Source organism: Streptomyces sp. NPDC050315 (assembly GCF_040655775.1).
In the GTDB taxonomy this organism is placed as follows: domain Bacteria; phylum Actinomycetota; class Actinomycetes; order Streptomycetales; family Streptomycetaceae; genus Streptomyces.
In genome coordinates, this window is sequence record NZ_JBFAKN010000001.1 from 1369329 (window position 1) to 1391419 (window position 22091).

2 protein-coding genes are annotated in these 22091 nt (G+C 70.7%); both read right to left on the bottom strand.

The features are described 5' to 3' along the window. Positions 1-155: 155 nt before the first annotated feature. Positions 156-6338, bottom strand: a complete 6183-nt coding sequence (locus AB0I82_RS06015) for a type I polyketide synthase (protein WP_363255848.1) — start codon at positions 6336-6338, stop codon at positions 156-158. After that, positions 6338-22018: a type I polyketide synthase gene (locus tag AB0I82_RS06020; protein WP_363255849.1), complete on the bottom strand. Its 15681-nt coding sequence runs from the start codon at positions 22016-22018 to the stop codon at positions 6338-6340. The genes AB0I82_RS06015 and AB0I82_RS06020 overlap by 1 nt, the downstream gene beginning before the upstream one ends. Positions 22019-22091 lie beyond the last annotated feature (73 nt).

Genomic DNA, 22091 nt, shown 5'->3' on the forward strand with positions numbered 1-22091 from the left:
ACCACCCTCTGCCGCTGTGCAGTTGCCCCTGACGGTAGGCGACAGGGGGCGGCCGCGGGCCCCCTACCGCCCCCTGTTCCGCGGTGCGTTCCGTCATGCCGGCCTGTACCGCTTCAGTGGTCTTCCGTCAGTGGTCTTCTGTCAGTGGGCTTCCGTCACAGCTCGGCCACCCACTCTTCGACCGTGCGCGCGGTGCGCTCCGCCTGTTCCTCCACGATGGTGAAGTGGGTCGCGGGCACCAACCGGTGGGTGTGCGGGGTGAACCAGGGCACGGCCCGCCAGGCATCACCGGCGTTCGCCGCCTGCTCGGGGGTCAGGAACGGTTCATCCGCCCCGACGAACAGCACCGGAGCCGCCGGCTGCTCCTCAAGGCCGAACCGCGGCAGCAGGTCGAAGTACGCACTCATCGCCGACAGCCCGGTGCTGTTGAACAGCCCGAACTCCGCATCGCGGTCGACCAGCGCGGCCGACATCTCCGCGAACACCTCCGCCTGCATGCCGCCGCCCTCGTCACCGGTCACCCGGTACGTGTCGACGAGTACCACCCCTGCAGGCCCATGCCCGCCCCGCTGCCCTGCCATCTTCTCCAGTTGGCGGGCCGTGGCGTGCGCGAGAACACCACCGGAGGAGTAGCCGAACAGTACGAACGGCTCGCCCTCCGCCGCCGCCAGCACACCTTCGGCCAACACCTCCACCAGGGCGTCGACGGACGCCGGGAGACGGTCGTCGCGGGTGAAACCGGGGATCGGCAGCGTCGCCACCCGGCGCCGGCCCCGGAAGGGTGCCGCGAACCGCGCGTGCTGGTGCGTACCCCCGGTGGCCATCGGCGTACTGAGGCAGATGATCCGGGTACGGGCCGGGCCGTCGGCCAAGGTGACCGGCGACGGGAGACCACCGAGCTCGGCCAGCTCGGCCGCGGAACCGAAGGCAGGCCGCAGCCCGGCCACGGCCCGCAGCAGGTCGAATGCCTGGGGGGTCCGGCCGACTCGGATCGCGTCCCGGAAGAGACCGGTGATGGTGTCGGCGGGGTCGGACGCGTCTCCGTTCGCGGTCCCGATACCAACGGCCGGAGGCTGCGCCCCGTACGTACCCGACGCCGTTCCGCCGCCGCCCGGCTGTCCGGCGTACGCCTTGACCAGTACCTGTGCCAGACCCACCGGATGCTTGTTGTCGAAGACCGCCATCGGCGGCAGGGAGAGTCCCGTCGCGGATTGCAACGCCGCCCGCAGCTCCATGGCGCTGAGCGAGTCGAAGCCCGCTTCCAGGAAGTCCCGCTCGGGGTCGATCGCCTGCGCGCTGTGGTGCCCGAGCACGGATGCCGCGCGCTCCACGACGAGTTCGAGCAGCGCTTGTTCGCGTTCCGCGTCGGTGCTCAGGCCGTCGAGCCGCGCGCGGAGGCGGGCGGCGGGGTCGCCGGAGCCGGCTGCGGTGGCGGCCGTACGGCGGACCGGGCGGCGAACGAGCGCCCGGAAGAATCCGGGTACCTCGTCCTCGAAGCTTTCGGCCAGTGTGGTGAGGTCGAGGTGGATGGGGATGGGGGCGGGGGCCGCGAGGGTGGCTGCGGTGTCGAAGAGGGCGAGTCCTTCGGCGGGGGTCAGGGCGCGGACGCCGGTACGGGCCATGCGCTGGAGATCGGCTTTGCTCAGGCCGCCCGCCATGCCATCCGCCGTGCCGGTTGCCTCGTCCGCCCACAGTCCCCAGGCCAGGGACTGGGCGGGCAGGCCCTGCGCCCGGCGGTGGACGGCCAGGGCGTCCAGGAAGGCGTTGGCTGCCGCGTAGTTGCCTTGGCCCGGGTTGCCGAAGACGCCGGCTGCGGAGGAGAAGGTGATGAAGGCGGTGAGGTCGGGTCGGTCTGCGGTGAGGTGGTGGAGGTTGAGTGCCGCGTCCACCTTCGGGCGCAGGACCGCATCCATGCGCTCCGGGGTGAGGGTGGCGATGACACCGTCGTCCAGGACACCGGCCGCGTGCACGACGCCGGTCAGGTCCGGGATGGTTGCTATCACCTCGGCCAGTGCCGCACGGTCGGCCGCATCACAGGCCACCGCTCGCGCTTCGGCGTCCAACTGCTCCAGTTCCGCGAGCAGTTCGGCCGTCCCGGGTGCGTTGGGGCCGCGGCGGCTGAGCAGTACCAGCTTGCGGACACCGTGCTCGGCGACGAGGTGTCGGGCGAAGAGGCCGCCCAGGGCGCCTGTCGCACCGGTCAGCAGCACTGTTCCCGAGTCGGAGAAGCACGTGGACTGAGGTGCGGGAGGCTCGGCAGCAGCGAGGCGCGTCAGACGTGCGCTGTATGCCTGTCCGCCGCGTACGGCCACCTGCGGTTCGCCCGAGGCGATGGCCAGTGCCACCGCCTCGTCGGGCTGATCGGCCTCCGCCTGCGCGATGTCGACCAGCACGATCGGCAGTCCCGGATTCTCCGACTGGGCGGAGCGTACGAGACCCCACACCGCAGCGCCCGCCAGATCGGTGACGTCCTCCTCATCGTTCACGGCCACGGCGCCCTGGGTCACCACGACCAGCGGCCCGTCGGAGTCCGCAGCCAGGTACGACTGCACCTGGGCCAGCACGTCCTTCGCCGCCGCGCGGACATCCTCGGCGCTGCTGCCCGACTGGCTGCGCACCACCGTCGCGCCCGAAAGCGGCGCACTCGCCGTCGCTCCGGGTGACAGCGGCGACCATGCCACCTCGAACAGTGAGTCGTGATACTCGGTACGCGCGGCCGCGAGCTGCTCGGTCGGGATCGGGCGCAGGGCCAGCGAACTGACAGTGGCCACCGGTCGGCCCTCGGCGTCGGCGACGGCCAGGGTCACTCCGTCCGCCCCGGGCGTTGGTGTCAGCCGGACCCGAACCCGCGAGGCGCCCGACGCGTACAGGGAGACACCACTCCACAGGAACGGCAGTCGCGCGGACCGGTCGTCCGTGTCGCGCAGTCCCAGGGCGTGAAGGCAGGCGTCCAGGAGTGCCGGATGCAGACCGTAGCCCTCCCCGTCGCCTTCCTCCGCCAGCTCGACCTCGGCAAACACCTCGTCCCCGGACCGCCAGGCGGCCTTCAGCCCCTGGAACACCGGCCCGTACTCAAGCCCGGCCACCGCCAATCCGTCATACAGACCCGCGACGTTGACCGATTCGGCACCGGTCGGCGGCCACTGCCCCAGATCGAACGAGGGTGGGACCGCCCCTGCGGTCAAAACGCCCTCCGCGTGACGCACCCACGGAGCGCCCTCGCCCTCCACACGCGAGTACACACTCACGTTTCGCGCGCCCGTATCCACGACAACCTGGACGGCCACCGCACCGCTCTCAGGGAGTACCAGCGGCGCGTGGAGTGTCAGCTCCTCCAGTCCAGCGCAGCCGACCTCGTCGCCCGCGCGCAGTGCCAGCTCGACGAAGCCCGTCCCAGGGAAGAGGACCATGCCGCCCACCACGTGGTCGGCAAGCCAAGGCAGTGCGGTGGTCGACAGACGCCCCGTGAACACCACCCGGTCCGAGTCGGCCAACGACACCGCCGCACCCAGCAGCGGGTGATCGTTCGTGTCCAGGCCGGCTGAGCTCACACCGCCGAGGTCCGCTGCGATCCACGACTCCGCGAGGTAACCGAGGGTGTCGAGCCAGTAGCGACGGCGTTGGAATGCGTATGTCGGAAGCTGTACGCGACGGGCGCCGCGGCCCTCGAAGAAGGCGGACCAGGTGGGCGTCACACCCGACACGTGCAGTTGCGCGACGGCGGTGAGAAGGGCGGTGGGCTCGGGGCGGTCCTTGCGCAGGGCCGGCACGAGGAGCGCGGAGTCCGACTCCACCGTCTGCTGAGCCATCGCGGTCAGGACAGCATCCGGACCCAGCTCCAGGAAACGTGTGACACCCTCGGCCTCCAGCGCACGGATACCGTCGGTGAAACGCACTGCCTCGCGTACATGCCGCACCCAGTAACCGGGAGCCGTCAGCTCATCGGTGACGCGGTCGCCGGTGAGCGTTGAGGCGAAGGGAATTCGCGGCGCGTTGTACGTGAGTGAGGCGGTCACCTGCTCGAACTCGGCAAGCATCGGCTCCATCAGCGGCGAGTGGAATGCATGCGAGACCTTCAGCCGCGTCGTCTTGCGCCCCGCTGCCTTGAAGTACTCCTGGATGGCAAGGACCTCCGGCTCCGCACCGGAAACCACCATCGCATGCGGGCCGTTGACGGCGGCGATACCCACCACGCCGGACGACAGGTGCGGCAGCACCTCCGCCTCGGTCGCCTGTACGGCCACCATCGCACCGGTTGCTGGCAGCGCGTCCATCAGCTTCCCGCGCGCCGACACCAATCTCGCCGCGTCGGGCAGCGACAGGACCCCGGCCACATGTGCCGCCGCGATCTCGCCGATGGAGTGCCCGGCCACGAAGTCCGGACGTATCCCCCAGGACTCCACCAGGCGGAACAGCGCCACCTCGACGGCGAAGAGTGCGGGCTGGGTGTTGCGGGTGCGGTTCAACAATTCCGCGTCCTCGCCCCACATCACCTCCCGCAGCCCCGGATCCAACTCTGCCAGCACCGCGTCCAGCGCCTCGGCAAAGACCGGGAACGCCGCATACAGCTCCCGGCCCATTCCCAGCCGCTGCGCCCCCTGACCCGTGAACAACAACGCCGTACGGCCCTTGGCGCGGGCAACGCCCTCCGTCAGCCCCGCAGTCGGCCGTCCCTCGGCCAACGCCGCCAGGCCGCCCAGCAGCTCATTTCGACCCGCACCGACCACCACCGCACGATGCTCAAGCAACGGTCGGGAACTCACCAGGGACGCTCCGACATCCAGCATCCGTATGTCCGTATCGCCTCGAACATGGGCCAGCAGCCGTTCGGCCTGGCCGCGCAGCGCCTCCGCCGACTTGCCCGAGAGCACCCACGGAACCGCAACACCTTCCGGGTCCGGGCTCGGCGCAGGGGCATCGACAGCCGGGGCGTCCGGCGCCTGCTCAAGGATCACATGAGCGTTGGTGCCACTGATGCCGAAGGAGGAGACCGCCGCTCGCCGGGGGCGCCCTGCCTCCGGCCAAGGCCGCGCCTCCGTCAACAACTGGACATCCCCCGCAGACCAGTCCACCTGCCGCGACGGCTCATCCACATGCAACGTCCTCGGCAACACCCCACGCCGCATCGCCTCGACCATCTTGATGATCCCGCCGACACCGGCCGCGGCCTGGGCATGACCGATGTTCGACTTCAGCGAGCCCAACCACAGCGGTTCGCCACCGGTCCGCTCCTGGCCGTACGTCGCCAGCAACGCCTGCGCCTCGATCGGATCGCCCAGCGTCGTACCCGTACCGTGCGCCTCCACCGCATCCACATCCGCGGTGGAGAGACGGGCGTTCGCCAGCGCCTGTCGAATGACCCGCTGCTGAGCGGGGCCGTTCGGGGCCGTCAGGCCGTTGCTCGCGCCGTCCTGGTTGACGGCCATGCCCCGTACGACCGCGAGGACCGGGTGACCGTTGCGGCGCGCGTCCGACAGCCGCTCCACCAGCAGTACTCCCACGCCCTCGGCCCACGCCGTGCCGTCCGCGGCCGCCGCGAAGGACTTGCACCGGCCACTGCGCGACAACCCGCGCTGCCGGCTGAACTCGACGAAGGTCTCCGGCGTGGCCATCACACACACCCCGCCGACCAGCGCGAGCGAGCACTCCGCCGACCGCAGCGCCTGGATCGCCCAGTGCAGCGCGACCAGCGACGACGAGCATGCCGTGTCCACCGTTGTCGAGGGGCCCTCCAGGCCGAGCACGTACGAGACCCGGCCGGAGGCGATGGAACCGGTATTCGCGTTGGCCGGGTAGTCGTGGTACATCATCCCGGCGAACACACCGGTCCGGCTGCCCTTCAGCCCGATGGGGTCGATGCCCGCTCGCTCAATCGCCTCCCAGGAAGCCTCCAGCAGCAACCGCTGCTGCGGGTCCATGAGGCGCGCCTCGTTCGGGCTGATGCCGAACAGGTCCGGGTCGAACTCCGCGGCGTCGTGCAGGAATCCGCCCTGGTTCACGTAGGTGGTGTTGGGCCGTACGCCCTCCGGGTCGAACAGCCGATCCGCGTCCCAGCCCCGGTCGGCCGGGAACTCGGACACTGCGTCCACGCCGTCCGCGACCAGCCGCCACAGCTCGTCCGGGCTCGTGGCACCGCCGGGGTAACGGCAGGCCATACCGACGATCGCGATGGGTTCGCGAAGCTCGGCGGTCAGCTTGCCGTGCTGAGCGCGCAGCCGTTCGGTCTCCTTCAATGATGCCCGGAGCGCCGCTACCAGCTTCTGCTGCTTCTCCTGCGTTTGCTGCGTGTGCTGCGTGTGCTGCGTGTCCTGCTTGTTGTGTTCGCCGGAGCCGGCCATTACAGATCCCCCGCTTCCTCGGTGGCGGCAGCATCGATGCCGTCCAGCGCCATGCTGATCAGGCTGTCGGTGTCCATGTCGTCGATGTCGATGTCGTCGAGGGACTCCTCAGCCGTCCCCTCGCCGTCGGCGTGCGGTGCGGTGGCGAACCGGCCGGCGTCGGTCACCCCGCCGAGTTCGAGGAGGCTCTGCAGCAGGCCCGCGTCCCGCAGCCTGCTGAGCGGAATGCTCCGCAGCACGCTGCGGATCTGCTCGTCCTCGCTGTCGGCCCCGCCCCCACCGCTCACATCCAGGTGCTCCGACAAGTGGACGGCGAGCGTCTGCACGCTCGGATAGTCGAAGACGAGCGTCGGCGGCAGCCTGAGGCCCGTCTCAGCGTTGAGGGCGTTACGGAACTCAACGGCGCTGAGCGAGTCGAAGCCCAGGTCTCCGAAGACGCTTCCAGGTTCGATGGCATCCGCGTTGTCATGGCCGAGAGTGGCCGCAACGTGCGTACGGACGAGGTCGAGCAGAGCTTGCTCACGCTGCTCCGGCGGCAGTCCGGCAAGCCGATGCTTGAGCGCGTCCGCGGCGGCGATTGATCCCCCGGCGGCCCCTGCTGCTCTGGCAGCAGTGCGGCGGACCGGGCGACGGACAAGTCCGCGGAACAGCTCCGGGATCTCGCCGCCGTCGCTCTGTGCATGCGCGGCGAACGTCTCGATGTCGAGGTGGGTGGGGATGGGGGCTGGCGTGCGGAGGGTTACTGCGGTGTCGAAGAGGGCGAGTCCTTCGGCGGCGGTGAGGGCACGGACGCCGGTACGGGCCATGCGCTGCAGGTCCGCATCGCTCAGCCCGCCCGCCATACCGGCGGCCTCATCCGCCCACAGTCCCCAGGCCAGGGACTGGGCGGGCAGGCCCTGCGCCCGGCGGTGGACGGCCAGGGCGTCGAGGAAGGCGTTGGCCGCCGCGTAGTTGCCCTGACCCGGGTTGCCGAACACACCGGCCGCGGAGGAGAACACCACGAAGGCGGTGAGGTCGGGTCGGTCGGCGGTGAGGTGGTGGAGGTTGAGGGCCGCGTCCACCTTCGGGCGCAGGACCGCATCCATACGGTCGGGGGTGAGGGCGGTGAGGACGCCGTCATCCAGGACACCGGCCGCGTGGACGATGCCGGTCAGGTCGGGGATGGTTGCTATTACCTCGGCCAGTGCGGCGCGGTCGGCCGCATCACAGGCCACCGCTCGCGCCTCGCCGCCCAACTCGGCCAGTTCGGCGAGTAGTTCGGGCGTGCCAGGTGCGTCGGGGCCGCGACGGCTGAGCAGTACAAGCTTCCGTACACCGTGCTCGGCGACCAGGTGCCGGGCGAAGAGCCCGCCCAGGGCACCTGTCGCACCGGTCAGCAACACCGTTCCCGCATCGGAGAAGACAGCACGCTGGGGGACGGCGGAGTCATCGGCAGCGACACGGGCCAGCCGCGCCCCGTACAACGCTCCTCCACGTACAGCCACCTGCGGCTCGCCCGAAGCGATGGCCAGTGCCACCGCCTCATCCACCTCTCCCTCGCACACGTCGACCAGCACGATCGACAGCCCCGGATTCTCCGACTGCGCCGACCGTACGAGACCCCACACCGCAGCACCCGCCAGGTCAGAGACGGTCTCCTCGTCCGTCACGGCGACCGCGCCCTGGGTCACCACGACGAGCGGCCGGTCGGAGTTCGCAGCGAGGTACGACTGCACCCGGGCCAGCACGTCCTTCGCCGCCGCACGAACATCCTCGGCGCTACTCCCCGACCCGCTGCGCACCATCACCGCATCGGACGCCGACGCACTCGCCGGTATCGACAGCGGCGACCACACCTGCTCGAACAGTGAGTCGTGATACTCGGTACGTGCGACCGCGAGCTGCTCGGCCGGGATGGCGCGCAGCGTCAGTGCGCGTACCTCAGCCACCGGTCGACCCGCATCGTCCGCGAGCGTCAGCGCCACGCCCTCCGCACCCGCCGGAGACAACCGCAGTCGCACGCGCGAAGCACCCGTGGCATACAGATACACACCGCTCCAAGCGAACGGAAGCCGCGCGGACTCATCGTCCCCGTCCCGCAGGCCGATCGCGTGCAGGCAGGCATCCAACAGCGCCGGATGCAGACCGTAACCCTCCCCGTCACCATCCTCCGCCAACTTGACCTCGGCAAACACCTCATCACCGGAACGCCAGGCGGCCTTCAGCCCTTGGAACGCAGGCCCGTACTCAAGACCGGCCACCGCCAACCCGTCATACAGACCCGCAACGTCGACCGGCTCGGCGCCCGCCGGCGGCCACTGCCCCAGATCGAACGACGCCGGAGCAGCGCCCGAGGCCACCACACCCACCGCGTGACGAACCCAAGCAGCGCCCTCGTCCTCCAGACGCGAGTACACATTCAGCGACCGAGCACCGGCGCTGTCGGCATCACCCACCGTCACCTGAAGCTGAACGCTGCCACGCTCAGGCAGTACCAACGGCGCCTCAAGAGTCAACTCTTCCAGTACGTCACAGCCGACCTCGTCGCCCGCGCGCAGTGCCAGCTCGACGAAGCCCGTGCCCGGGAAGAGCACCATGCCACCCACCACATGGTCGGCAAGCCAAGGCAGTGCGGTGGTCGACAGACGCCCCGTGAACACCACCCCGTCCGAGTCGGCCAACGACACCGCCGCACCCAGCAGCGGATGATCGGCCGCCCCCTGACCGATGGTGGCGGGGTCGGCCGCCGAGGTGTGCGCGGCGTCGACGCGCCAGAACGTCCGGCGTTGGAAGGCGTAGGTGGGCAGTGGCACGCGGCGACCACCGCCGAGCCCGGCGAACAGTGCCCTCCAGTCCGGCAAAATACCCGCCACGTGGAGTCCCGCCAGCGCCGTGATCAGCGCGGTGGGCTCGGGGCGGTCCTTGCGCAGGGCCGGTACGAGGGCGACGGAGTCCGACTCCACGGTCTGCCGGGCCATCGCGGTCAGGACAGCGTCCGGCCCCAGCTCCAGAAAGCGGGTGACGCCCTCGGCCTCCAACGCACGGATACCGTCGGCAAAACGCACCGCCTCGCGCACATGCCGCACCCAGTAACCATGGTCGGTCAGTTCACCGGTGACCGGAGCACCGGTGAGCGTCGAGACGAAGGGAATCCGCGGCGCGTTGTACGTAAGCCCCTCAGCCACGGCCCGGAACTCATCGAGCATCGGCTCCATCAACGGCGAGTGGAACGCATGCGACACCTTCAGCCGGGCCGTCCGGCGTCCCTCGGCGTCGAAGTGCGCCTTGACGGCCAGCACCTCGGCCTCCGCACCCGAGACCACGACCGCCGTCGGGCCATTGATCGCCGCGATCCCCGCCGACTCCGGCGAGGGGAGCTGCGCCAGCACCTCCTTATCCGTTGCCTCTACGGCCACCATCGCACCGCCCGCCGGCAGCGCGTCCATCAGCTTCCCGCGGGCCGACACCAATCTCGCCGCATCGGGCAGGGACAGCACCCCGGCGACATGCGCCGCCGCGATCTCGCCGATGGAATGCCCGGCCACGTAATCCGGATGTACCCCCCAGGACTCCACCAGCCGGAAGAGTGCTACCTCGACGGCGAACAGCGCGGGCTGAGTGAACCGGGTGCGGTTCAACAGTTCCGCGTCCTCGCCCCACATCACCTCCCGCAACTCCGGATCCAACTCTGCCAGCACTGCGTCCAGCGCCTCGGCGAAGACCGGGAACGTCGTATACAGCTCCCGGCCCATTCCCAGCCGCTGCGCCCCCTGCCCCGTGAACAACAACGCCGTACGGCCCTCCGCGCGAGCCACGCCCTGCGTCAGCCCCGCAGCCTGCCGCCCCTCGGCCAACGCCGCCAGACCACCCAGCAGCTCATCCCGATCCGCACCGACCACCACCGCACGGTGATCGAAGACAGCCCGATCGGTCGCCAAGGAGAACGCCGTGTCCAAGGCGCCCAGGTCAGTGCGCTCGCTCAGATGCGCCAGCAACCGCCCGGCCTGGCCCCGCAGCGCCTCCGCCGACTTACCCGACAGCACCCACGGAACCGCAACACCCTCCAGGTCCGGGCTCGGCGCGGAGGCATCGACAGCCGGGACGTCCGGCGCCTGCTCAAGGATCACATGTGCATTGGTGCCACTGATGCCGAACGATGACACAGCAGCCCGCCGCGGACGCCCCGCCTCCGGCCACGGCCGCGACTCCGTCAACAACCGGACATCACCCGCCGACCAGTCCACCTGCCGCGACGGCTCATCCACATGCAACGTCTGCGGCAGCAGACCGTGCCGCATCGCCTCGACCATCTTGATGATCCCGCCGACACCCGCCGCGGCCTGCGTGTGCCCGACATTCGACTTCAGCGACCCCAGCCACAGCGGCTCACCGCCGGCCCGCTCCTGGCCGTACGTCGCCAGCAACGCCTGCGCCTCGATCGGGTCACCCAACGTCGTACCTGTCCCATGCGCCTCCACCGCGTCCACATCCGACGGGCTCAACCGGGCCGCCACCAGCGCCTGCCGGATCACCCGACGCTGCGACGGACCATTCGGAGCGGTGAGGCCATTGCTCGCGCCGTCCTGGTTCACGGCCGAGCCCCGTACGACGGCGAGGACCGGGTGACCGTTCCGCTGTGCGTCCGACAGTCGCTCCACCAGCAGCATGCCGACACCCTCACCCCAGCCGGTGCCGTCCGCGGCCGACGCAAAGGAGTGGCACCGGCCACTGCGCGACAGCCCGCGCTGCCGGCTGAACTCGATGAACGCTTCGGGGCTGGCCATGACCGCAACGCCGCCCGCCAGCGCGAGCTCACACTCCCCCGATCGCAACGCCTGAATCGCCAGGTGCAACGCGACCAGCGACGACGAGCACGCCGTGTCCACCGTCACCGCGGGCCCCTCCAGGCCGAAAACGTAGGAGAGACGGCCGGAGGCCACGGAGCCGGTGTTCGTGTTGTCGGCGTAATCGTGGTACATCATCCCGGCGAACACACCGGTCCGGCTGCCCTTCAGCGTCGCGGGGTCGATGCCTGCGCGCTCGATGGCTTCCCAGGTGGTCTCCAGCAGCAGCCGCTGCTGCGGGTCCATGGCCAACGCCTCGTTCGGGCTGATCCCGAAGAACGCCGGATCGAAGTCGGCGGCATCATGCAGGAAACCGCCCTCGCGCACATAGCTGGTATCGGGGCGCTGCGCGGTCGGGTCGTAGAGGGCATCGAGGTCCCAGCCCCGGTTGTCCGGGAAGGGAGATACCGCGTCCACCCCGTCGGCCACCAGTCGCCACAGGTCCTCGGGCGTGGCCACGCCGCCCGGATAGCGGCAGCTCATCGCGACGATCGCGATCGGGTCGTCATCGGTCGCGGCGCCGCCGTTGCCGGCCGGCTCGACCGTTTCCTGCTGACCCGCCAGCTCGCGTGCGAGTTCCCGTGCGAGGGCGGTCGGCGTCGGATAGTCGAAGACGAGAGTCGCGGGCAGGCGTTTGCCGACCGCCTCGCTCAGGCCGTTACGGAACTCGACAGCGCTGAGCGAGTCGAAGCCGAGCTCTCCGAATGCCTGGTCCGGTGCGATCGCCTCGGGCCCGGCGTGGCCGAGGATCGCAGCCGCCTGGGTACGCACGAGCTCCAGAAACAGCGCGTCGCTCTCCTCAGCCGTGAGGCCCGCGATGCGCTGCTCCAGCGCCGAGGCCGTTCCGGCCACCGCGCTCCGGCCGTTGGCGGCGGTGCGGCGGATCGGGCGGCGGACGAGCGCCCGGAAGAGTTCGGGTACCTCACCCCCGAAGCCCTCGGCGAGCGCCTTGAGATCGAGGTGGATGGGGAGGAGGGCGGGGGTCGGGAGGGTTGCCGCTGTGTCGAAGAGCGCGAGGCCTTCGACGGCGGTGAGGGCGCGGACGCCGGTACGGGCCATGCGTTGCAGGTCCGCATCGCTCAGCCCACCCGCCATACCGGCGGCCTCGTCCGCCCACAGTCCCCAGGCCAGCGACAGTGCCGGCAGGCCTTGGGCCCGACGGTGTGCGGCCAGCGCGTCCAGGAACGCATTGGCCGCCGCGTAGTTGCCCTGGCCGGGCGCACCGAGAGTGCCCGCGGCTGAGGAGAAGGTGACGAAGGCGGTGAGGTCGGGCCGGTCGGCGGTGAGGTCGTGCAGATTGAGCGCCGCGTCCACCTTCGGGCGCAGGACCGCATCCATCCGGTCGGGGGTGAGGGCGGTGAGGACACCGTCATCCAGGACACCGGCCGCGTGGACGACGCCGGTCAGGTCCGGGATGGTTGCTATCACCTCGGCCAGTGCCGCACGGTCGGCCGCATCACACGCGACTGCCCGCACCTCGGATCCCAACTCGGCCAGTTCGGCGAGTAGTTCGGGCGCGCCAGGTGCGTTGGGACCGCGACGGCTGAGCAGTACCAGCTTCCGTACACCATGCTCGGCGACCAGATGTCGGGCGAAGAGGCCGCCCAACGCACCCGTCGCACCGGTCAGCAACACCGTTCCCGCATCCGAGAAGACAGCACGCTGGGGAGCAGCGGAGTCATCGGCAGCGACACGGGTCAGGCGTGCTCCGTAGACCGCTCCCCCACGCACAGCCACCTGCGGCTCGCCCGAGCCGATGGCCAGTGCCACCGCCTCGTCCACCTCCGCCTCCGCGGCGTCGACCAGCACGATCGGCAGCCCGGGATTCTCCGACTGCGCGGACCGTACGAGACCCCACACTGCGGCGCCCACCAGGTCAGAGACGGTCTCCCCATCCGTCACCGCAACCGCACCCTGGGTCACCACGACCAGCGGCCCATCGGAGTCCGCAGCCAGGTACGACTGCACCCGGGCCAGCACGTCCTTCGCCGCCGCACGGACATCCTCGGCGCTGCTGCCCGCCCCGCTGCGTACCACCACCGCATCGGACGCCGACGCGCTCGCCATCGTCCCGACCGACAGCGGCGACCATGCCACCTCGAACAGTGAGTCATGGAAGGAAGCCCGGGCCGCCTTCAGCTGCTCGGCCGATACCGGGCGCAGGACCAGGGAAGCAACCTCGGCGACGGGTCGGCCTTCACCGTCCGCGAGCGCCAGTGCCACGCCCTCCGCACCCGCCGGAGACAACCGCAACCGGACACGCGAAGCACCCGTGGCATACAGGGACACACCACTCCAGGCGAACGGAAGCCGCGCGGACTCATCGTCCCCGTCCTGCAGGCCGATCGCGTGCAGGCAGGCATCCAACAGCGCCGGATGCAGACCGTAGCCCTCCCCGTTACCATCCTCCGCCAGCTCAACCTCGGCAAACACCTCATCACCGGAACGCCAAGCGGCCTTCAGCCCCTGGAACACCGGCCCGTACTCAAGACCGGCCACCGCCAACCCGTCATACAGACCCGCAACAGCGACCGGCTCGGCACCCGCCGGCGGCCACTGCCCCAAATCGAAGGCGGGGACCGGCGCACCAGCGGCGAGGGTGCCCACGGCATGCCGGGTCCACGAGAGATCCGCGCCGTCACCACGGGCGTAGACGGCCAGAGACCGCACGCCCGCGTCGTCGGGGGCACGCACGACGATCCGGACGTTCACCCCGCCCTTCTCCGGCAGGACCAGCGGCGCCTGGAGCGTCAGTTCCTCCAGTACGTCACAGCCGACCTCGTCGCCCGCGCGCAGTGCCAGCTCGACGAAGCCCGTGCCCGGGAAGAGCACCGAGCCACCCACCGCGTGGTCGGCAAGCCAAGGCAGCGCGGCGGTCGACAGCCGCCCCGTGAATACCACCTCGTCCGACTCCGGCGAGGTCACCATGGCTCCGAGCAGCGGGTGATCGGCCACGTCCAGGCCGGCGGAGACGATATCGTCGGCGCCCGCCCCGGCCCAGGCGTCGGCCCAGTATTCGCGGGTGTCGAGCCAGTACCGCCGGCGCTGGAAGGCGTACGTGGGCAGTGGCACGCGACGGCCACCGCCGAGCCCGGCGAACAGTGCCCGCCAGTCCGGCGAAACACCCGCCACGTGGAGTCCTGCCAGCGCCGTGATCAGCGCGGTGGGCTCGGGGCGGTCCTTGCGCAGGGCCGGTACGAGGGCGACGGAGTCCGACCCCACGGTCTGCCGGGCCATCGCGGTCAGCACAGCGTCCGGGCCCAGCTCCAGGAAGCGCGTGACGCCCTCGGCCTCCAACGCACGGATACCGTCGGCAAAACGCACCGACTCGCGCACATGCCGCACCCAGTAATCGGGAGCCGTCAGCTCATCGGTGACCCGGTCGCCGGTGAGCGTCGAGACGAAGGGAATCCGCGGCGCGTTGTACGTGAGCCCCTCAGCCACCGTCCGGAACTCATCGAGCATCGGCTCCATCAACGGCGAGTGGAACGCATGCGACACCCGCAACCGAGTCGTCTTACGCCCCACTCCCTCGAAGTGCGCCTGGACGGCGAGGACTTCGGCCTCATCGCCCGAGACAACGACCGACTCCGGCCCATTGACAGCGGCGATACCCACCACACCCGAAGACAGCAGCGGCAACACCTCCGCCTCCGAAGCCTGCACCGCCACCATCGCACCACCGGCCGGCAGCGCATCCATCAACCGCCCACGTGCCGACACCAACCTCGCCGCATCCGCCAGCGACAACACCCCAGCGACATGCGCCGCCGCGATCTCACCGATGGAATGCCCTGCCACGAAGTCCGGGCGTATCCCCCACGACTCCACCAGCCGGAACAACGCCACCTCGACGGCGAAGAGCGCGGGCTGAGTGAAACGAGTGCGGTTCAGCAGCTCCGCGTCCTCGCCCCACATCACCTCCCGCAGCCCCGGCTCCAGCTCATCCAGTACCGCGTCGAAGGCTTCGGCGAAGACCGGGAATGCCGCGTACAGCTCCCGACCCATTCCCAGCCGCTGCGCCCCCTGCCCCGTGAACAACAACGCCGTACGGCCCTTCGTACGGGCCACGCCCTGCGTCAGCCCCGCAGCCGGCCGGCCCTCGGCCAACGCCGCCAGACCACCCAGCAGCTCATCCCGACCCGTGCCAACTACCACCGCACGATGCTCGAAGACAGCCCGATCGGTCGCCAAGGAAAACGCCGTGTCCAGCGCGCCCAGGTCAGCACGCTCGCTCAGATGCGCCAGCAACCGCCCGGCCTGGCCACGCAACGCCTCCGCCGACTTACCCGACAACACCCACGGAACCACAACACCATCCGGGCCCGGGGTCTGCGCAGCCGGGACGTCCGGCGCCTGCTCAAGAATCACATGCGCATTCGTCCCACTGATACCGAAGGACGACACCGCCGCCCGCCGAGGACGCCCCACCTCCGGCCACGGCCGTGACTCCGTCAACAACCGGACGGCACCCTCCGACCAATCCACCTGCCGCGACGGCTCATCCACATGCAACGTCTGCGGCAGCAGACCGTGCCGCATCGCCTCGACCATCTTGATGATCCCGCCGACACCAGCGGCAGCCTGGGCATGACCGATGTTCGACTTCAGCGAGCCCAACCACAGCGGTTCGCCATCGGCCCGCTCCTGGCCATACGTCGCCAACAACGCCTGTGCCTCGATCGGGTCGCCCAACGTCGTACCCGTCCCATGCGCCTCCACCGCATCCACATCCGCCGCCGAGAGACGGGCGTTCGCCAGCGCCTGCCGGATCACCCGACGCTGCGACGGGCCATTCGGGGCAGTGAGGCCATTGCTCGCACCGTCCTGGTTGAGGGCGCTGCCGCGCACCACGGCGAGGACCGGGTGGCCGTTGCGGCGGGCGTCCGACAGTCGCTCCACCAGGAGCATGCCGACGCCCTCGGCCCACGCCGTGCCGTCCGTGGCAGCCGCGAAGGACTTCGCCCGGCCGTCGCGAGCCAGGCCGCCCTGCCGGCTGAACTCGACAAATGCCTCGGGGGTGGCCATGACCGCAACGCCGCCCGCCAGCGCGAGCTCGCACTCCCCCGACCGCAACGCCTGAATCGCCCAGTGCAACGCGACCAGCGACGACGAGCACGCCGTGTCAATGGTGACCGCGGGCCCTTCCAGGCCGAAGACGTAGGAGACGCGGCCGGAAGCGATGGCTCCCGTACCCGAGTTGGCGGCGTAGTCGTGGTACATCATTCCGGCGTACACGCCGGTCCGGGTGCCTCTGAGCGCGGCCGGGTCGATTCCCGCGCGCTCGATGGCCTCCCAGGTGGTCTCCAGCAGCAGCCGCTGCTGCGGGTCCATGCCGAGCGCCTCGTTCGGGCTGATCCCGAAGAACGCCGGATCGAAGTCGGCGGCATCGTGCAGGAAACCGCCCTCGCGCACATAGCTGGTGTTGGGCCGTACGGAGTCGGGGTCGTACAGTTCCGACACATTCCAGCCGCGGTCGGTGGGGAACTCGGAGATCGCGTCCACGCCGTCCGCGACCAGCCGCCACAGCTCGTCCGGGCTCGTCACACCGCCCGGGTAACGGCAGGCCATGCCGACGATCGCAATCAGGTCGTCATCGCCGTCGAGGAACGCTGCCGGGCCCGAAGCACCGGCTCCTGAAGCCGTACCCGTGAACGTCGCCGGTACGGCACCGCCGGCCGAGGCCGAGCCCGAGCCGGACAGTTCCGCCAGCAGGTGGCGCGCCAGGGTCTCCGACGTCGGGTAGTCGAAGACGAGTGTCGCGGGCAGCCGCAGCCCGGTGTCTTCCTTGAGGCCGTTGCGCAGTTCCACCGCCGCGAGGGAGTCGAAGCCCAGCTCACGGAAGGCCCGCGACGGCTCGATGGCCTGGGCATCGCCGAAGCCGAGCACCAGCGCCGCGCGGTTGAGTACGAGGTCCAGCAGGGTGGCTTCCCACTCCTCCCGAGGCAGCGCGGCCAACTGCCGTTGCAGCGCACCGGATTCGGTTCCGCCGCCGGTGCCCGCACGGCGGCGGCGAGCCGTCACCGGGACGAGTCCGCGGAGTACGGCGGGCAGGTCCTCCCCCTGGGCCCGCAGCGCCGGGAGGTCGAACGCGGCCGGGACCAGGATGGCCTCGCCGCTGTTCAGCGCGGCGTCGAAGAGCTCCGTGCCCTCCTGCTCGGTCAGCGCAGAGATGCCGCTCTGCTCCATGCGAGCGCGGTCGGCCGCGTCGAGCGTGCCGGCCATGCCGGAGCTCCACAGGCCCCAGGCCAGGGACTGCGCCGGCAGGCCCTGCGCCCGTCGGTGGGCGGCCAGGGCGTCCAGGAAGGCGTTGGCGGCTGCGTAGTTGCCCTGGCCGGGTGCGCCGAGGGTGCCGGAGCCGGAAGAGAAGAGAACGAATGCCGTCAGGCCGGGGTGGTCGGCGGTGAGGTGGTGGAGGTTGAGCGCCGCGTCCGCCTTCGGACGGAGGACCGCATCCATACGGTCGGGGGTGAGGGCGTCGATGACGCCGTCGTCGAGGACTCCGGCCGCGTGCACGATGCCCGTCAGGTCCGGGATGGTTGCAATCACCTCGGCCAGCGCCGTGCGGTCGGCCGCATCGCAGGCCACCATCCGCGCCTCGGCGCCCAACTCGGCAAGTTCTGCTACCAGTTCGGACGCGCCCGGGGCCTCCGCGCCGCGACGGCTGAGCAGTACCAGCTTCCGTACACCGTGCTCGGCGACCAGATGCCGGGCGAAGAGCCCGCCCAGCGCACCCGTCGCACCGGTGAACAGCATCGTTCCGGCATCGGAGAAGACAGCGCCCGGTCCGGCGGTGGGTCCATCGGTAGCGGCTACACGGACCAGCCGCGGCGCGTAGAGCGACGCTCCCGCACGGACGGCCACCTGCGGCTCGCCCGACGCCAGAGCCAACGCCACGGCCTCATCAAGCTGATCGGCATCCGTCGCCGCCACGTCGACCAGCACAATCGGCAGCCCCGGATTCTCCGACTGCGCGGACCGTACGAGACCCCACACCGCAGCACCCGCCAGATCAGGGACCGCCTCCCCGTCCGCCACCGCAACCGCACCCCGAGTCACCACAACCAACGGCCCACCGGCCTCCGCGGCCAGGTACGACTGCAACCGGGCCAGCACGTCCGTCGTCGCCGCACGGACATCCGCCGCGCTGCTCCCCGACTGGCTGCGCACCACGACCGCACCGGACACCGATGTACTTGCAGTCGCCCCGACCGACAGCGGCGACCACGCCACCCCGAACAGCGAGTCGTGATACTCAGTACGCGCCGCCGCCAGTTGCTCGTCCGAGATCGGGCGCAGCACCAGCGAGCCGACCGTGGCCACCGGCCGGCCTTCGGCGTCCGCGACCGCCAGGCTCACGCCCTCCGCACCAGGGGTGGGTGTCAGCCGCACTCGCACCCGCGAGGCGCCCGACGCGTACAGCGAGACGCTGCTCCAGGCGAAGGGCAGCGCGGCGCGCTCGCCGACCACACCGGTAAAGCTCACCGCGTGCAGCGCGGCGTCCAGTACCGCCGGGTGCAGGCCGAGCCGTTCGGCCGTCTCCCTGTTCTGTGCGGGCAGTTCGACCTCGGCGAACACCTCGTTCGTACCGTCGCCGGAGTCCGCGGCCCGCCAGGCGGCCCTGAGCCCTTGGAAGACCGGGCCGTACGAGAGGCCGACCTCCGCGAGACCGTCGTAGTGTCCCTGCAGATCGATCGGCTCCGCACCGGCCGGCGGCCACTGGGTGAGTTCCTCGGCCGGTTCAGCGAGCCCGGCGCCGAGGGCGCCCGCCGCATGTTGGGTCCAAGGTGCGTCGGCCGCGCCCCCGTGCGGGCGGGAGTGGATGGTCAGCGGACGGATACCGAACGCGTCGGCCGGTCCCACCGCCACCTGAATCTGCACATCGCCGTTCTCCGGCAGTGCCAGCGGCGCGAAGAGTGTCAGCTCCATGAGGGTGTCGCAGCCGACCTGGTCCCCCGCGCGGACCGCGAGCTCGACGAAGCCGGTGCCCGGGAACAGGACCGTGCCGCCCACGACGTGGTCGGCGAGCCAAGGGTGGGTGGTGGTCGAGAGACGGCCGGTGAGGACCGCACCTTCGGTGTCGGCGATCGACACGGCCGCGCCCAGCAACGGGTGGTCGGCGGAGTCCAGACCGGCCGCGCCGAGGTCCTCCCCTCCGGCCTCGGGCCGCATCCAGTACCGCTGCCGCTGGAAGGCGTACGTCGGCAACTCCACGCGGCGCGCGCCATAACCGGCGTACAACGCGTCCCAGTCGACGGTCGTGCCGCGGACGTAGAGACTGGCGACGGCCGTGAGCAGGGCGGCGGGCTCGGGGCGGTCCTTGCGCAGGGCCGGTACGAGGGCGGCGGAGTCCGACTCCACGGTCTGCTGGGCCATCGCGGTCAGGACGGCATCCGGGCCCAGCTCCAGGAAGCGGGTGACACCCTCGGCCTCCAGGACCCGGACGGCATCCGCGAAACGAACCGCCTCGCGCACATGCCGCACCCAATAATCAGGAGCCGTCAGTTCCCCGGTGACCGGAGCGCCGGTGAGGGTCGAGACGAACGGAATCCGCGGTGCGTTGTACGTAAGCGAAGCAACCACCTGCTCGAACTCGGCGAGCATCGGCTCCATCAACGGCGAGTGGAACGCATGCGACACTCGCAGGCGCGTCACCTTGCGGCCCTCGCCCTCGAAGTGCGCTGCGAGAGCCAGGACTGCGGGCTCCGCGCCGGAGACCACCACAGCCGCCGGGCCGTTCACCGCGGCAATGCTCACCCCGTCGGCGAGGTGCGGCAGCACCTCCGCCTCCGAAGCCTGCACCGCCACCATCGCACCGCCCGCCGGCAGCGCATCCATCAACCGCCCACGTGCCGACACCAACCTCGCCGCATCGGACAAGGACAGCACCCCAGCGACATGTGCCGCCGCGATCTCCCCGATGGAGTGCCCGGCCACGTAATCCGGGCGCACCCCCCAGGACTCCACCAGCCGGAACAACGCCACCTCGACGGCGAAGAGTGCGGGCTGAGTGAAACGAGTGCGGTTCAGCAGCTCCGCGTCCTCACCCCACATCACCTCCCGCAGCCCCGGCTCCAGCTCATCCAGTACCGCGTCCAGCGCCTCGGCGAAGACGGGGAACGCCGCATACAACTGCCGCCCCATGCAGAGACGTTGGGCCCCCTGCCCCGTGAACAGAAACGCGCTGAGGCCGTCCGACACCAACCCCTGTACGAGCCCCGGCGCAGGGCGGCCCGCGGCGAGTGCGGCCAGTGCGTCTCCGTAACCCTCCGTGTCCTCGGGCAGGAGCACGGCCCGGTGTTCCAGACCGGCGCGGGTGGTGGCGAGGGAGTAGCCGACGTCCACGGGGCGGAGTTCGGGGTGCTGGTCGAGGTGTGTGGCGAGGCGGGCCGCCTGGGCGGGCAGGGCGTCGGCGCTGCGGGCGGAGACGGGCCAGGGCAGCGGATGGGGAATACCGTCCGCGGCCTCCTCGCGCGGCGGCTCTTCGCAGGTCAGCGGTGCTTCTTCGAGGATCAGGTGTGCGTTGGTGCCGCTGACGCCGAAGGCGGAGACCGCGGCCCGGCGGGGCTGTTCGGTCCCCGGCCAGTCGCGGGCCTCGGTCAGCAGCCGGACGTTGCCGGCCTGCCAGTCGACGTGGGTGGTGGGCCGGTCGACGTGGAGCGTGCGGGGCATGACGCCGTGGTGGATCGCCTGGACGAGCTTGATGATGCCGCCGACACCGGCGGCGGCCTGGGCATGGCCGATGTTGGACTTGAGCGAGCCCAGCCAGAGCGGGGTGTCCTCCGGGCGGCCGTGTCCGTACGTCGCCAGCAGTGCCTGCGCCTCGATGGGGTCACCGAGCGTCGTACCGGTGCCATGGCCCTCGACCAGGTCGATCTGGTGGCTGGTGAGCCGGGCGGCGGCCAGGGCCTGGCGGATGACGCGCTGCTGGGACGGGCCGTTCGGGGCGGTGAGGCCATTGCTCGCGCCGTCCTGGTTGACCGCCGAGCCCCGGATGACCGCGAGGACCGGGTGGCCGTTGCTGCGGGCGTCGGAGAGGCGTTCCAGTACGAGCAGGCCGGCGCCCTCGGACCAGGCGGTACCGTCGGCGGCGTCCGCGAACGCCTTGATCCGGCCGTCCCGTGCGAGGCCGCCCTGCTTGCTCATCCCCACGAACGGGCCGGGGGTCGACATCACCATGACGCCGCCGGCCAGTGCGAGGGTGCACTCGCCGTCGCGCAGCGCCTGGGCGGCCAGGTGCACGGCGACCAGCGAGGAGGAGCAGGCCGTGTCGACGGTAACCGCGGGTCCCTCCAGGCCGAGGGTGTAGGAGACCCGGCCGGCGATGACGGCGGCGACCGCGGCCGTACCCATGTACGCGGCGGATGCCTCGGGTGCGGCGTTGAGCAGATCGCCGTAGTCCTGGAAGCCGGAGCCGGCGAACACGCCGGTCTGGCTGCCGCGTACCCGGTCGGGGGCGATGCCGGCGCGTTCCAGGGCCTCCCAGGCAAGTTCCAGCATGATCCGCTGCTGCGGGTCCATGGCCTGGGCCTCGCGTGGCGAGATGTTGAAGAAACCCGGGTCGAAGCCGGCGACGTCTTGTACGAAGCCTCCCTGGCGGGTGAGCCCGGCCGCGGCGTGCCCGGCCAGGTTCCAGCCGCGGTCCGCGGGGAACTCCCCGATGGCGTCGCCGCCCTCGGCGACCAGTCGCCACAGGTCCTCGGGGGACTCGATGCCGCCGGGGTAGCGGCAGCTCATGGACACGATCGCGATCGGGTCCTGTTCCCTGGCCTCGAACTCCTGGAGCCGCTGCCGGGTCTGGGCCAGATCGGTGGTGACCCGCTTGAGGTACTCGAGGAGCTTCTGGTCGTCAGCCATTCCCAGCCTCACAACATCCTTGTTCGTGCGGCGGCAGCACCGGCCGCCGTGCAGCTCTGCGAAGAGTTCTCGG